This window comes from Hymenobacter nivis, from assembly GCF_006439025.1.
GTDB classification, from domain to species: domain Bacteria; phylum Bacteroidota; class Bacteroidia; order Cytophagales; family Hymenobacteraceae; genus Hymenobacter; species Hymenobacter nivis_A.
The window spans coordinates 1,012,131-1,026,767 of record NZ_RCYZ01000001.1 but is presented as its reverse complement, the minus strand read 5'-3'; the positions used below and the strand labels follow the sequence as shown (position 1 = coordinate 1,026,767).

14 protein-coding genes and 1 pseudogene are annotated in these 14,637 nt (G+C 64.1%); 11 read left to right on the top strand and 4 right to left on the bottom strand.

Translation table 11 applies throughout. The features are described 5' to 3' along the window. Positions 1–14 precede the first annotated feature (14 nt). Together EAH73_RS04135 and EAH73_RS04130 are read right to left on the bottom strand one after the other, a co-directional pair. Complete coding sequence (locus tag EAH73_RS04135) at positions 15–755, bottom strand: ferredoxin reductase (RefSeq protein WP_140465201.1); 741 nt, start codon at positions 753–755, stop codon at positions 15–17. Then, positions 752–1,402: a sulfite oxidase-like oxidoreductase gene (locus tag EAH73_RS04130; RefSeq protein ID WP_140465200.1), complete on the bottom strand. Its 651-nt coding sequence runs from the start codon at positions 1,400–1,402 to the stop codon at positions 752–754. The genes EAH73_RS04135 and EAH73_RS04130 overlap by 4 nt, the downstream gene beginning before the upstream one ends. Positions 1,403–1,576: 174 nt before the next feature. Here EAH73_RS04130 and pheT point away from each other — a divergent pair, with 174 nt between their 5' ends. The 6 genes from pheT to EAH73_RS04100 all read left to right on the top strand — a co-directional run bounded on the left by pheT (position 1,577) and on the right by EAH73_RS04100 (position 8,438). Next, positions 1,577–4,012, top strand: a complete 2,436-nt coding sequence (gene pheT / locus EAH73_RS04125; protein ID WP_140465199.1) for a phenylalanine--tRNA ligase subunit beta — start codon at positions 1,577–1,579, stop codon at positions 4,010–4,012. A gap of 97 nt (positions 4,013–4,109) precedes the next feature. Beyond that, positions 4,110–4,406 carry a hypothetical protein gene (locus EAH73_RS04120; RefSeq protein WP_070746400.1) on the top strand — a complete coding sequence of 99 codons (297 nt, stop codon included), beginning with the start codon at positions 4,110–4,112 and terminating at the stop codon, positions 4,404–4,406. A gap of 26 nt (positions 4,407–4,432) precedes the next feature. Beyond that, the gene (locus tag EAH73_RS04115; RefSeq protein WP_140465198.1) at positions 4,433–4,726 is read left to right on the top strand and encodes a cell division protein ZapA; all 294 of its coding nucleotides are present in this window, start codon (positions 4,433–4,435) and stop codon (positions 4,724–4,726) included. A 128-nt stretch (positions 4,727–4,854) separates the two neighbouring features. Continuing rightward, positions 4,855–6,522 (top strand): ribonuclease Y, encoded by a 1,668-nt coding sequence (gene rny / locus EAH73_RS04110; RefSeq protein WP_140465197.1) that lies wholly within the window; start codon positions 4,855–4,857, stop codon positions 6,520–6,522. A 147-nt stretch (positions 6,523–6,669) separates the two neighbouring features. Continuing rightward, positions 6,670–7,437 (top strand): hypothetical protein, encoded by a 768-nt coding sequence (locus tag EAH73_RS04105; protein WP_140465196.1) that lies wholly within the window; start codon positions 6,670–6,672, stop codon positions 7,435–7,437. A gap of 35 nt (positions 7,438–7,472) precedes the next feature. Next, positions 7,473–8,438 (top strand): N-acetylmuramoyl-L-alanine amidase, encoded by a 966-nt coding sequence (locus EAH73_RS04100; RefSeq protein WP_140465195.1) that lies wholly within the window; start codon positions 7,473–7,475, stop codon positions 8,436–8,438. A 22-nt stretch (positions 8,439–8,460) separates the two neighbouring features. Here the strand turns inward: EAH73_RS04100 and EAH73_RS04095 are convergent, their stop codons facing one another. Continuing rightward, positions 8,461–9,879 carry a mercuric reductase gene (locus EAH73_RS04095; RefSeq protein WP_140465194.1) on the bottom strand — a complete coding sequence of 473 codons (1,419 nt, stop codon included), beginning with the start codon at positions 9,877–9,879 and terminating at the stop codon, positions 8,461–8,463. Between the two features lie 85 nt (positions 9,880–9,964). Between EAH73_RS04095 and EAH73_RS04090 the strand changes: the two genes are divergently transcribed. From EAH73_RS04090 to EAH73_RS04080, 3 genes are all read left to right on the top strand, one after another. Further along, positions 9,965–10,741, top strand: a complete 777-nt coding sequence (locus EAH73_RS04090) for a hypothetical protein (protein WP_140465193.1) — start codon at positions 9,965–9,967, stop codon at positions 10,739–10,741. Positions 10,742–10,875: 134 nt separating this feature from the next. Continuing rightward, a complete protein-coding gene (locus EAH73_RS04085) occupies positions 10,876–11,307 on the top strand; it encodes an organic hydroperoxide resistance protein (RefSeq protein WP_140465192.1) in 432 nt (143 codons plus the stop codon). Between the two features lie 140 nt (positions 11,308–11,447). Further along, positions 11,448–11,912 (top strand): lipocalin family protein, encoded by a 465-nt coding sequence (locus EAH73_RS04080; RefSeq protein ID WP_140465191.1) that lies wholly within the window; start codon positions 11,448–11,450, stop codon positions 11,910–11,912. 105 nt (positions 11,913–12,017) lie between these two features. On the opposite strand, the gene sucD is transcribed toward EAH73_RS04080, so the two are convergent. After that, positions 12,018–12,899: a succinate--CoA ligase subunit alpha gene (gene sucD / locus EAH73_RS04075; protein ID WP_070746395.1), complete on the bottom strand. Its 882-nt coding sequence runs from the start codon at positions 12,897–12,899 to the stop codon at positions 12,018–12,020. Between the two features lie 182 nt (positions 12,900–13,081). Between sucD and EAH73_RS04070 the strand changes: the two are divergent. Then, a pseudogene (locus EAH73_RS04070) lies at positions 13,082–14,056 on the top strand (PLP-dependent cysteine synthase family protein); the annotation flags it as partial. Between the two features lie 92 nt (positions 14,057–14,148). Continuing rightward, complete coding sequence (locus EAH73_RS04065) at positions 14,149–14,550, top strand: response regulator (RefSeq protein ID WP_140465189.1); 402 nt, start codon at positions 14,149–14,151, stop codon at positions 14,548–14,550. Positions 14,551–14,637 lie beyond the last annotated feature (87 nt).

Here is a 14,637-nt window from a genome sequence, read left to right as displayed (position 1 = left end):
AGCGCGCCGGGGCCCTAGCTGCCCGTAGGCCCAAACCGCTCGGTGCGGATGGCGTCGTCGGGCAGGCCCTGGGCTTGCAGCAGCGTGGCCACGCTTTCCACCAGGCCGGTGGGGCCGCACACGTAGCACTGCGGGGCCCCCGGTAGGTGGGCCACGGCCTCGGCCAGCATGGCGGCATCAACGCGCCGGTGGTAGCCGGCCCAGCCGGCCGGGGCCTGGCGGGTGTAGGTAAGCAGCAGCGTAAAAGCCGCATCAGCCGCGGCCATTGCCTCCAGTTCCTGCTGGTAGATAACCTCTTCCGGCGTGCGGATGCTGAACAGCAGCACGGCCGGGTTGTGCAGGCCGGCACGCTGGCGGTGGCGCAGCATGGCCATCAGCGGCACCACGCCCGAGCCGCCGGCCACCAGCAGGAGCGGGGCGTCGGGGGCCCCGGCGGGCCACACGAAGTAGCCGCCGATGGGGCCCCGCAGCTCCAGCTGGTCGCCCACGGCCACGCCCTCGTGCAGGTAGCCCGATACCTCGCCGTCGGCAATCAGCTCCACGGTGAGGGCGATTTCGCCGGTTTGCTCCGGGGGCGAGGCGATGGAGTAGCTGCGCTCGGTGCGGTAGCCGTCGGGTGCGCTCAGGCGCAGGTCGTAGTGCTGGCCGGCGCGGTGGGCCGTCCAGCGGGGCAAAGCGATGGTGAAGGTTTTAACGCGCGGCGTGTCGGCCGCGATGGCCGTTACGGTGCCAATTTGCCAATCGAGCCGGCTCACAGGCGGATGCTGCTGGTGCTGGCCTCCTCGGCCGCGTCGTCGTCGCTGCCGTAGCGCTGCTCCTTCCACGGGTCGCCGTACATGCTATAGCCCGCCTCCTCCCAGAAGCCCGGTTTGTTCACGCCCATCAGGCGCAGGCCCTGCACCCACTTGGCACTTTTCCAGAAGTAGAGGTGCGGCACCACCAGCCGAGCGGGGCCCCCGTGCTCGGGCGTCAGCGGCTTGCCTTCGTACTGCAAACCAATGAATGCCTGGCCGTTGCGCAAGTCGGCCAGCGGCACGTTGGTGGTGTAGCCGCCGTAGGAAAACGCCAGCGCAAACTCGGCTTCGGGCTGGAGCTGCACGTGCTCCAGCAGCGTGTCCAAGCTCACGCCGCGCCACTTGGTGTCAAATTTCGACCACTTCGTCACGCAGTGGATGTCGGGGTTGAAGTCCTGCTGCGGCAGGGCGTTGAACTCGTTCCAGCTCCACTTTACCGGGTTTTCCACCAGGCCTTCGAGCCGAAACTCCCAGTTGGCCAAGTTGATGCGCGGCGTGGGGCCGGCCGTGAGCACCGGGAAATCCTGGGTTTCGTACTGGCCGGGCGGCAGCTTGTGGGGGCCCTCGGTGGGCCGCTTGGCGTGGAAGCCTTTGTTGACGAAGGGCATGGCGAAGGAAATAGAAGTGGGGGAGGGTGGGGCCCGCGGCGGGGCAGTGCGCGCCGCGCCGCCGCAGGCCAGGGCAAGGTACGGGCGGGGCCCCAAATGCGTCTTTAGGCCCCGCCGTACCTTTGCCCCGTTGCGGCGGCCGAATGCCCCGCGCCTGACAACCGACCCCATCCCATGCGCATCTCTTTCGACTGGCTCAAAACGCTCTTCCCCACCGACAAAACCGCCGCCGAAATTGGGGCCCTGCTCACCGGCTCCGGCCTGGAAGTGGAAAGCCTGGAGGAGCTGGAAAGCATTCCCGGCGGCCTGCGCGGCGTGGTGCTGGGCACGGTGCTCACCCGCGAAAAGCACCCCGACGCCGACAAGCTCAGCCTGACCACCGTGGACGTGGGCGACGGCACGCCGCGCCAAATTGTGTGCGGGGCCCCCAACGTGGCCGCCGGCCAGCGCGTGGTGGTGGCTCTGGAGGGCGCCACGCTGCACCCCACCACGGGCGAGCCGTTCAAAATTAAGAAGAGCAAAATCCGCGGCGCGGCCTCCGAAGGCATGATTTGCGCTGAGGACGAAATCGGCCTGGGTACCTCGCACGCCGGCATTATGGTGCTCGACACCGACCTGCCCAACGGCACGCCCGCCGCCGACTACTTCGGCCTGGGCACCGACACGGCCTTCGAAATTGGCCTCACGCCCAACCGCGCCGACGCCGCCTCGCACTACGGCGTGGCCCGCGAGCTGCGCGCCCTGCTGCACCAGCCCGCCCACCTGCCCGACGTGAGCGGCTTCCGGGCCCCCACCACCGCCGGCACCGCCATCGGCGTGATTGTGGAAGACGCCGCCGCCTGCCCCCGCTACGCCGGCTTACTGCTTGACAACGTGCAGGTGGGGCCCTCGCCCGAGTGGCTGCAGCGGCGCCTGCGCAGCATCGGCCTCTCGCCCATCAACAACGTGGTGGACGTGACCAACTTCGTGCTGCACGAGCTGGGCCAGCCCCTGCACGCCTTCGACGCCGACCGGCTGGCGCGCCACGAAATCATCGTGAAGCGCGCCACCGAGGGCGAAAAATTCGTTACTCTCGACGGCGTGGAGCGCACCCTGAAGGGCGAAGACTTGGTGGTGGCCGACGGCACCGGGGCCCCACTGGCCTTGGCCGGCGTGTTCGGCGGCCAGGCCTCGGGCGTGAGCGCGGGCACCACCCGCGTGTTCCTCGAAAGCGCCTACTTCGCGCCCGCCGCCGTGCGCCGCACCAGCCAAACCCACGGCCTGAAAACCGACGCCTCGTTCCGCTTCGAGCGCGGCACCGACCCCGACATGGTGCTCGTGGCCCTGCACCGCGCCGCCCTGCTGCTGCAGGAAGTGGCCGGCGCCCGCCCCGCCGCCCCGGTCGTGGACGTGTACCCGCTGCCGCTGGGCCCCACGGTCTTGCGCCTGCGCCTGCCGCGCGTCGAGCGGCTAGTGGGCCAGTCCATCGAGCCCGCCCGCATCCGGCAGATTTTGGAAGATTTGGAGATTGAAATCATTGCCGAGCACCACGACGAGCAAGGCCAAGAAGAGTGGACGCTGGCCGTGCCGCGCCACAAGGTGGACGTGACCCGCGAGGTGGACGTTATCGAGGACATCCTGCGCATTTACGGCTACAACAACGTGGCCCTGCGGCCCTACAACTCGGCCACATTCCTGGCCAAGTTCCCAAACCCCGACCCCGAAGTGCTGCGCCAAAAGGTGGCGGCGCTGCTCAGCGGCCAGGGCTTTTCGGAAATTCTGACTAATTCGGTGGTGAACGCCGCCTACTTCGAGGGCCCCGGGGCCCCGGATGAAACCCTGGTGCGCCTGCTCAACCCCAACAGCGGCGAGCTGAACGTGCTGCGCCCCTCGCTGCTGCCCTCGGGCCTCGAAGCGGTGCGCTACAACATTAACCGCCGCCAGAAAGACCTCAAGCTCTACGAGTTCGGCAAAACCTACCACCGCCGCGCCGACGGCACCACCGAGGAGCGCAACGTGCTGGCCCTGTACCTCACGGGCAACGCCACCGCCGAAACCTGGCAGCACCCGGCCCGCAAAACTGCTTTCCCCGATTTGGCCGGGGCCGTGGTGCAGGTGCTGGGGGCCCTGGGCCACGCCCAGCCCGGCCAGCAGCCCACCGACCACCCGTACCTGGCCGGCGGCTTGGCCCTGCTCGCTCACAACCAGCCCGTGGCCCAGGCCGGCGCCGTGGCGGGGCCCCTGCTCAAGCGCCTCGACGTGGGCCAGCCGGTGTGGTACGCCGAGCTGGACTGGGACGGCTTGGTGCGCAAGTACCGCGCCGCCCTGGTGGCCCGCGAGCTGCCCAAGTTCCCCGAGGTGCGCCGTGACTTGAGCGTGGTGGTGGACCAAAGCGTAACCTTCGACCAGCTGCGCCGCATTGCCCTGCGCACCGAAAAGAAACTCTTGCAGAGCGTGAACGTGTTCGACGTGTACGAGGGCCCCAACCTGGGCGCGGGCAAGAAGTCGTACTCGGTGAGCTTTGCCTTGCAGGACTTTTCGCAGACGCTCAGCGAACAGGCTATTGACCAGGTAATGCAGCGGCTGATTGCGCAGTTTGAGCAGCAGGCGGGGGCCCTGATTCGGAAGTAGGAGCCGGCGGTTTTGGCGCGGCCTTTGCGCGGGGCCGCGCCGCCCAGCGCGAACGTACCCCGCGCTGTACCTTACGTCCCGAAAAAAACTTACCTCCGTGGCCTCGTCCCAACAGCTTGCTCAACTCGACCGCCTGGAACGGCAGGTGACCACTTTAGTGGCTGCCTATCAGCAGCTGCGCGAGGAGCTGGCCGACGCCAACACCACCGTGCAGCAGCTGCAGGCCGACGTGCGCGAGCGCGACCGCCAGCTGAAGGAGCGGCAAAACCAGGAAAATATCGTTAAACTTGTGCAAACCATAGCTGGGGAACCCACCCACGCCAACGAATTAAAACAACGCCTCAACGAATACATCCGCGAACTGGATAAGTGCCTTGCCTATTTGAAGGAATAACTCGATTTTTTCTCAACTGACGCTTTATGAGCGAGTTAGCCATAAAAATCCGAATTGCCGAGCGCGACTACCCCATGCGGGTGGATGTGGCCGACGAAGAACGGCTGCGCCTGGCCGGCCGCCAATTGAGCGAACGGCTGCGCGAATTCCGTGAGCAATACGGCATTCAGGACAAGCAGGACTTGCTGGCAATGGTGGCCTTAGCCACGATGGCCGACCAGCTGAAGGTAAGCAAGGAAAAAGATGGTACCGACGCGGCGCTGACCGAGCGCCTGGCCCGCTTAGACGGACTGTTGTCGGGCGTGGTGCTGGCGGCTTAGCGGCCGCCGGCACTGGCACACGTTGGCCCCGCCCGGGCCCTGGCCCCGCAATCGGCGGGGCCGCACCGAGCGCGGCAGGGGGAAGTTTGCCGGTTATGGGTATTGAACCTTTTCAAAACCATAACTACATGTCTACCATAATATTATACTGTCTGCTGGCCGCCGTGGTCGCCCTTGTGGCGGGCCTGGTGGTGGGCCGGCAGCTGGCCGGCAAAGCCCGGCAAGACCTGGAGGGCCAAGCGCAAGCGCGGGCCCAGCAACTGCTTCAGGAAGCTGAAGAGAAGGGCAACCGCATCCGCGACGAGCGCATCCAGCAGTCGAAGGACAAGAACCGCCAGCAGCGCAACGAGTTTGAGCAGGAAAGCCGCCGCCTCAAAGCCGAGCTGGAAGCCGAGCTGACCCAGCGCCGCCAGGGCGTGATGGAGCAGGAGCAAGGCATTAAGAAGCTCACCGAAACCACGCAGAAGCAGCTCGAGCAACTGCAGCGCAAGGAGAAGGAGCTGGAAGGAGCCCGCGAGAAAAACCAGGCCGACACCCAGCAGCTGCGTGATAAGATTGAGGACCAGAACGAGAAGCGCCGCGCCGCCCACGAGGCTATGCTGGCCGAGCTGAAGCAGAAGGAAGAAGACGCCGACGCGCAGCTTCACGCTGTGCAGCGCCAGCTCGAAACCGTGGCCAACCTCACCGCCGCCGAGGCCCGCGAGCAGCTCGTGGAATCGCTCAAGAACGAGGCCCAGCTCCAAGCCAGCTCCTTCATCAAGGACACCGTGGCGCAGGCTAAGTTGACGGCTACCAAGGATGCGAAGAAGATTGTGCTCGAAACCATTCAGCGCACCGCCTCGGAGCACGCCATTGAGAACTGCGTGTCGGTGTTCAACATTGAGAGCGACGACATTAAGGGTAAAATCATTGGCCGCGAAGGGCGCAACATTAGGGCCCTGGAAGCGGCCACGGGCGTGGAAGTGATTGTGGACGACACGCCGGAGGCCATCATCATCTCGGGCTTCGACCCGGTGCGCCGCGAAATTGCCCGCCTTTCGTTGCACTTGCTCGTGAAGGACGGCCGCATCCACCCCGCCCGGGTGGAGGAAATTGTGGCCAAAACGACCAAGAAAATAGAGGAGGAAATCATCGAAATCGGGGAGAAAACGGTCATCGACCTGGGCATCCACGGCCTGCACCCCGAGCTGGTGCGGATGGTGGGCCGGATGCGCTTCCGCTCGTCATACGGCCAGAACTTGCTGCAGCACAGCCGCGAAGTAGCTAACCTCTGCGCCACGATGGCCGCCGAGATGGGCCTCGACGTGAAGAAGGCTAAGCGTGCCGGCCTGCTCCACGACATCGGCAAGGTGAGCACCGAGGAGCCCGAGCTGCCCCACGCCATCCTGGGCATGGAGATGGCCAAGAAATACAAGGAGCACCCCGACGTGGTGAACGCCATTGGGGCCCACCACGACGAGATGGAGATGACGGCCATGATTTCGCCGCTCGTGCAGGCCTGCGACGCCATTTCGGGCTCGCGCCCGGGGGCCCGCCGCGAGATGATGGAGAGCTACATCAAGCGCCTCAAGCAGCTGGAGGAAACGGCTGGCGCCTTTAAAGGTGTGAACCAGTGCTTTGCCATCCAGGCCGGCCGCGAGCTGCGCGTGATGGTGGACGCCGAGAACGTAACCGACGAGCGCGCCGCGGAGCTGAGCTTCGAGATTTCGCAGAAAATCGAGAAGGAAATGCAGTACCCCGGCCAGATTAAAATCACCGTAATCCGGGAAATGCGCTCGGTGGCCTACGCCAAATAGCACTTTTCGCCGGTTGAAAAGCCCTTTGCAGCTACGGCCGCGAAGGGCTTTTTTTGTGGCTCCGGGGCCCTAAATCAACGCGTGCAACCCTTGGGTTACCGGAGGCTATCTTGCCTTTGAACCTCTGACAACCAACGCGCAAACCCTATGAAACAACGGCTACTGACGAACCTGGTGGGGCTGCTGGCCGGGGCCCTGGGGCTGGCAGGCTGCGCCGTGTACATGCCCATGCAGTGCGCTGCGCCCGCGGTGCACGATCGGGGCCAAGTGGAGCTGACGGGTGGCTTTTACCTGAACCGCCGCCTGGAGTTTGGGGCCAACTACTCGCCGGTGCGGCACTTGCTGGTGAGGGCCGCGGGGGGCGGCCTGGGCGACAAAGCCGACAGCAGCTACTACCGCGGCAGCCAATACGAGGTGGCGCTAGGTACGTACTGGCCTCTTGGCAAACGGGTGCTGCTGGGGGCCCTGGGCGGCTTTGGGCAGGCGCACGGCGAGGCCCGCTACAAGGACGGCGTCTTTCTGTTTACCCGCCCGACGCAATACCAGCTCGATGCCCGCTACAATAAGCTCTTTGGGGAAGCCTACGGAACGGTGCGCCTTGGTTCCGCCGTCAGCCTGGGCCTGGCATACCGGATCACCCGGGTACAATTTACCCACCTTACGGACCTGGGAAAGCCGGTGAGCGTTGGCCACATGCTCCGCAGCGAGCCCATGTTTTTTGTGCGGGGCGCGTTCGGCAGTAGCCCCAGCGGCGAGCGGCCCGTGTACGTGCAGTTTGGCATGGGGGCCTCGCAGGCGCTGAACCGGCCGTGGGGCCGGCAAGACCCCGGGCCCGAAGCGCAGGTATTGCAGCCGCGCACTTACTTTACCTTCGGGCTGGGGCTGGCGCTGAATACGCTGTTCCGAAACCCCTGATGCCCGATTGTGGCAATCTGTGCTTTCCGTTTGCCATGAAATCCTCTTCCTCCGCGCTATTGCTGCTGGCCGCTGGCCTGGCCACGGCCTGCGCCACCAACCCGTACCGCGCCACCAACCAATCGTACCAGCGGCAGGCCAAGGCCTACGCCCGCACCATCCGGGCGCAGCCGCAGCTGCCTGGGGGCCCCGGCGCCCTGGCCCCGGGGCCCTACTGGGTGGGCACCACCAACTTCGGCCTGCGCAAGCCCAACCTGGTCGTCATTCACCACACGGCGCAGCACTCGGCGGAGGAAACGCTGAAAACCTTCACGCTGCCGCGCACGCAAGTGAGCGCGCATTACGTGATTGGGCGCGACGGCCGCACGTTTCACCTGCTGAACGACTACCTGCGGGCCTGGCATGGCGGCGCGGCCCGCTGGGGCAACGACAGCGACATCAACTCGTCGTCCGTCGGCATCGAGCTGGATAACGACGGCACCGAGCCCTTCGCCGAGCCCCAAATCAAGAGCCTGCTGGTGGTGCTGGAGTACCTGAAAAAAACCTACAACATTCCCACGGCCAACTTCATCGGCCACGCCGACATTGCGCCCACCCGCAAGAACGACCCCAACGTAACCTTCCCGTGGAAGCGGCTGGCCGACAGTGGCTTCGGCCTGTGGTACGACGAAGCCGCGCTGCTCGATACCATTGTCGTGGTTCCGTCGGCCGTCGTTTATCCGGCCATACCGGGGCCCCCGCCAGCGGCCAAACCCGTGCCGCTGGTGCGGGCCCTCACCCCGCCCGGGCTGGGGCTAGCCGATAGCACCGCCCGGGCCCCGCTGAGCCCAGTGGATGCCTTCGACCCGCGGGAGGCGCTGCGCATCATCGGCTACGACACGCGCGATTTAGGCGCGGCCATCACGGCGTTCAAGCGGCATTTCATTCCGCAGAATGTGAACGCCGTGCTCACCCACGACGACCGCCGCGTGCTGTTCAACCTCTACAAAAAGTACCTGTAATTAGGGCCCCCAGGGGCCCTAATTACTTCCCTTCTTTGAGGTCGCGGAACACGTTGTTGAGCGACTCGGCCCAGGTGGGGTGGGCCAGCACCATCTCTTGCAGCACCTGGTACTTGAGGCGGCCGGCCATGGCAATTTCGAGCATGGCCATCACCTCAGCGGCGGCGGCCCCCACGATAGTGGCGCCCAGCAGGCGGTCGTCGGGACCCACTAGTACCTTCCAAAAGCCTTCTTTCTCGCCGGTTTGCTGGGCGCGGCCGGTAGCGGATACCGGCATGGTAGCCACCCGATAGGGCTGCTTTTTCTCCTGCGCCTGGCCTTCGCTAAGGCCGATTCGGGCCACTTGGGGCTCGGTGAAAATGCAGTAGGGCAGAGGCCGCTGCTTGGCCGAGCGCTTCTTGCCGTGCAAAATGGCGTCGCGCACAATGCGGTAGTCGTCGTAGGAAAGGTGCGTGAATTGGGGGCCCCCGTGCACGTCGCCCAGCGCGTACACGCCGCGCACGTTGGTTTGCAGGTAGTCGTTGACTTGCACGTAGCCCTGCTTGTCGGTTTCGATGCCGGCCAGGTCCAGGCCCAGGTCGCCGGTGTTGGGCGTGCGGCCGGTGGCCACCAGCAAGTGCGTGCCGCGGATGCGCCGCTCGCCGTCCGGGGTGTGGGCCGTGAGGGTGATGTGGCCGTCGGGGCCCTGGCTGACGCGGCGCACCTCCGCGCCCAGTACAAACTCTACACCATCGGCACCCAAGCCGGTCTGTAGGGCCTCGCACACGTCGTCGTCCTCGCGCTCCAGCAGCTGCGTGCCGTGCTCGACGATGGTAACGCGGCTGCCGAAGCGCCGGAACATCTGACTAAACTCCAGCCCAATGTAGCCGCCGCCCAAGATGATGAGGTGCTCGGGCAGCTCGTCAATGTCAAGCAGTTGGGTAGTGGTTAGGTACTTCACTTCGGCCAAGCCGGGCACGTCGGGCACGGCCGCGTGGGTGCCCGTGTTGATGAAGATGAGCGGCGCGGTCAGGTCCTGATACTCGTGCGGGGCGCCATGGGGCTCCACGCGCAGCGTGCGGGGCCCTGTGAAGGCGGCGTGGCCGTGCAGCACCGTCACGCCCACTTCGGGCGCGGTCAGGTTTTCCTCAACGCCGGCGCGCAGCTTGGCCAGCAGCGCATTCTTGCGAGCCATGGCGGCTTCCAAGTCCACTTTCATCTCGTTGGCCCCGGCCACTTTGGGCGCGGCCACCTCGGGGGCCGTGCGCAGCAGGTGCAGGCGGTCGGCGGCGGCCAGCAGGGTTTTGGTGGGGATGCAGCCGTAGTTGATGCAGGAGCCGCCGAGCTGCGCTTTTTCGATGAGGGCAACCTTGCGGCCGGCTTTGGCCAGGGCCGTGGCGAGGGGGTTGCCGGCCTGGCCAGAACCGATAATAAGGACGTCGTACTTAGTAGAAGCGGGCATAAACGGAGGAGTTTGCCTGCGCATACGGGCCGGGGCCCCGAAAGGGCGGAGTGGGGCAAGAAATCATTACCTTCGCCGTTGAGGTATGGTGCCGCCCCCGAAGCTATTTCGTTCCCTGCTGACTGCCCTGGTGCGGGGCGGCGTGCCCGCGGCCGCCGCGGGCCTGGCCGGCTGCACGTCGCTCTACTTCCCGCCGCCGCCGCACGCGCCGCTGCTCACCCAAAAGAGCGAGTTTTACGGCAGCGTCAGTACCAACCAGCAGAATAACTTCGCCTTCCAGGGGGCCTACGCCTTTGCCGACCACCTAGCAGCAGCGGGCACGTTCTCGTCGCTGCACCGCTCGAAGGGCGACAAAACCCAGAACTTCGACTTTGCCGAGGCCAGCGTGGGCTACTTCACCCGCCTACCCGACAAGCGCGTGCTGGAGGTGTACCTGGGGGCCGGCGGCGGTAGCACCGACCGCACCGAGCGCAACCCTGAGCAGCTCACCACCCGCCGCCTCGAAGGCAGCCTGAGCAAGGTGTTTGTGCAGGTGAACTACGCCAGCAAAAAGAAGCGCAGCGTGCATATCGGCCACCACGACTTCCCCCTGAGCTACGGCACGGCCCTGCGCCTGAGCTACGTGCAACTCAACAACTTCCGCATCGACGGGCTGGGCCAGGCCCCCATCGGCAACGTCATTTTTGAGCCCATCACCTTTACGCGGGTGCAGCTGGCGGGGCCCTTTCAGCTCCAGCTCATGAGCGGCCAAGCCTTCGGCTTCCATCCCAACGACTACCTGAAGGCTGCCAACTCGGTGTTTCAGCTCGGGTTGATTATCGGCTTGGGAGGCAGCAATTCTTGGAAACCGGGCGCGCACTAAGCTGCTAAGTAAAAAATAAGGTCTGATAATCAGTTGGTTGAGTATGGCATGAGAAATTAGTTGTGCACAACTTAAACTTGTAAAACCGTTTATAGTTAACCTTGCAAATTCAATTTTTATTATCCCCAAACCCCATGAGCATTCAGCGCTTATACACGGCCCACGCCAAGGCCACCGGTGGCCGCGACGGCCGCGCCGTTTCGTCCGACAACGTTATCGACCTGCCCCTAAGCACGCCCAAGGAGATGGGCGGCGCCGGCAAAGCCAACAGCACCAATCCCGAGCAACTCTTCGCCGCCGGCTATGCCGCCTGCTTCGACGGGGCCCTGAACTTAGTGGCCCGCCTCGAGAAAACCCCCATCACCGGCAGCACCGTGGCCGCCGACGTGGCCTTCGGCAAAGACGGTGAGAACTACGGTATCGCCGTGGACCTGACCGTGAACATCCCCAACATGGACCAGACCCAGGCCGAAGCCCTCGTGGCCAAGGCGCACCAGGTGTGCCCCTACTCGCGCGCCACCCGCGGCAACATCGAGGTGAACCTGACCACGACGACCAACGCGTAGTTTGAGGTTAGAATTATAAAAACAGGGGCCCCGGCGCATTGCGTCGGGGCCCCTGTTTTTTAGGTTAAGCCCCTGTTTATCATAAAGAAGATTATGCTATATTTAAGTCACCTAGCAAAAATTGATTTTATGCAAAGGCTATGAAGAAAGCTTGCTTCTTTTTACTTATTGCAGCCGTATTCAGCAGCTGTAAAAAAAGCGGTGACGACACCGCTCCGAGCGCTGAGTTGCTGACGAGTAAGAAATGGCGCTTGTCGGCTGATGCGTACACCGACGTCGCTGGCGGTACTGCTACCACCACGAATGCGTACGCGACGCTGCCCGCCTGCAAGCGCGACGATTACCTCATGTTCAACGCCGATAAATCCCTGACGACTGACGAGGGGCCCACCCGGTGCAGCACGACGCTGCCGCAGACGCTGACCGGCACTTGGAGCATCAGCGCCGACCAAGCCAAGCTAACATCCCACACCGTTGGCTACAGCAGTTTCATCCTGCACGCGGATGTGGTAGAATTGTCGGCCACCGCTTTGCATTTGCGCACGGTCACCAACATTTATCCGGCGACGACCCGGACGGAAGATTTTACTTACACCGCGTTATGATTGACTGGCCCCCACCAAGTAAACTGCGGCGGGTTGCCAACCCATTAGCAACAAAAAAGCAGCCCCCGTTGCCGGAAGCTGCCTCTTGTTAAAAGCTTGCGTTGCTTACTTGGCGCCCAGCACGCGCAGCATGGTGTCGCCAATCTCGGCGGGCGAATCCACCACGTGGATGCCGCACTCGCGCATGATGGCCATTTTGGCGGCGGCGGTGTCGTCGGCTCCACCCACGATGGCGCCGGCGTGGCCCATGCGGCGGCCGGGAGGCGCGGTTTGGCCGGCGATGAAGCCCACTACGGGCTTCTTGTTGCCGGTTTCCTTGATCCAGCGGGCGGCTTCGGCTTCCATGCCGCCGCCGATTTCGCCGATCATTACGATGCCTTCAGTTTCGGGGTCGTTCATCAGCATTTCCACCGCCTGCTTGGTGGTGGTGCCGATGATGGGGTCGCCGCCGATGCCGATGGCCGTGGTTTGGCCCAGGCCGGCCTTGGTGAGCTGGTCAACGGCTTCGTAAGTGAGCGTGCCCGACTTGGACACGATGCCCACGCGGCCCTTCGTGAAAATAAAGCCGGGCATAATGCCCACTTTGCACTCGCCGGCGGTCATCACGCCGGGGCAGTTCGGCCCGATCATCGTGATTTCGGGGCGGTCCTTGAGGTAGTGCTTCACGGCAATCATGTCCTTGGTCGGGATGCCCTCGGTGATGGTCACGATGACCTTGATGCCGGCTTGGGCGGCTTCGAGGATGGCGTCGGCGGCGAAGGCCGGGGGCACGAAAATGATGCTGGTGTCGGCCTGGGTCGCGGCCACGGCGTCGGCCACGGTGTTGAACACCGGCAGGTCGAGGTGCTGGGTGCCGCCCTTGCCCGGCGTCACGCCGCCCACCACGTGGGTGCCGTAGTCAATCATTTGCCCGGCGTGAAACGAGCCCTCGGAGCCGGTGAAGCCCTGCACGATAACCTTGGAGTTTTTGTTGACCAGAACGCTCATTCTTGGGGGATTGGGGGATGAAAACGATGGGGGAGGAGTGGCCTGCGCCGCCGCAAAAGTAGGGCTAATTCGGTGGGCGGCGGCACATAAAAATAGCAGCCCCGGGGCCCGCCTGCCCTGCCCGGGGCCCCGGGGCCCTGCCCGAATGCCGTACCTTTGCCACTTCCTACCCAACGTTGGTCATGCATTATAATCACATCATCGAAGCCGTCGGCCACACCCCGCTCGTCCGGCTCAACAAAGTTACCGAAGGCATTAAAGGCACCGTGTTGGCCAAAGTCGAGTACTTCAACCCGGGCAACTCGGTGAAGGACCGCATGGCCATCCGCATGGTGGAAGACGCCGAAAAGGCCGGCCTGCTCCAGCCCGGCGGCACCATCATCGAGGGAACGAGTGGCAACACAGGCATGGGCCTGGCCCTGGCTGCCATCGCCAAGGGCTACCAGGCCATCTTCGTGATGAGCGACAAGCAGAGCAAGGAGAAGCAGGACATCCTGCGCGCCGTGGGGGCCCAGGTGGTGGTGTGCCCCGTGGACGTGGCCCCCGACGACCCGCGCTCCTACTACTCGGTGGCCCGCCGCCTCAACCAGGAAACGCCCAACTCCTTCTACCCCAACCAGTACGACAACCTCTCGAACACCGCCGCCCACTACGAGCACACGGGCCCCGAGATTTGGGAAGGTACTGAGGGCCAGATTACCCACTGGGCGGCCGGTGTGGGCACGGGCGGCACCATCTGCGGCGTGAGCAAGTACCTCAAGGAGCAGAACCCCAGCGTGTTCACGCTCGGCATCGACACCTACGGCTCGGTGTTTAAGAAGTACAAGGAAACCGGCATCTTTGACCCCAACGAGATTTACCCCTACAAAACGGAGGGAATTGGCGAGGACATTCTGCCGAAAAACGTGAATTTTGACGTGATTGACCAGTTCGTCAAGGTCACCGACCAGGACGGGGCCCTGATGACGCGCCGCCTGGCCAAGGAGGAAGGCCTGTTCGTGGGCTGGAGCTGCGGCTCGGCCGTGTCGGGGGCCCTGGCCTACGCCCGCGAGCACCTCAAGGAAACTGACACGATGGTGGTGCTGCTGCCCGACCACGGCACCCGCTACCTCGGCAAAATCTACAACGACGACTGGATGCGGGCCCAGGGCTGGCTGTAGGGCCCCTATTTTGTCCTAATGTTGATGTTGCGAGTGTTGCGGCGGCCATGTAATTTCGTGCGTCCTTACTTAACAATACAATTTAGTTTATGCCCAGCTCTTTAAACCACATTGTGTTGGTAGACGACAACGAAACCACCAGCTTTTTGAACAATCGCCTGCTGGGGCGGCTGGCCGTGGCCGAACAGGTAACCACCTACACCCGCGCCGACGAGGCCTTCGCCAAGCTGTGGGCCGACGGGGCCCCGGCGCCCGATCTGGTGTTTGTGGACCTGAAAATGCCCGGCGTGTCGGGCTTCGAGTTCCTGAAAATGTACAGCAAGCTGCCCCAGCCCGTGCAAGCCAAAACGGTGCTGGCCGTGCTCACCACCTCCATGCACCAGGCCGACACCGCCCGCGTGGCCGAGTACCCCAACGTGGAATACCTTACCAAGCCCCTGACCGAGGAAAAAATGCAAAAGCTGCTGGACAAGCGCTTCCAGCGGGCGTAGAGCTTATTTCTTGAAAAACAAAAAGCCGCCGGATGTAGCATCCGGCGGCTTTTTTGTGCCCAGTTAGCTCAGCAGTATTTAGCTTCT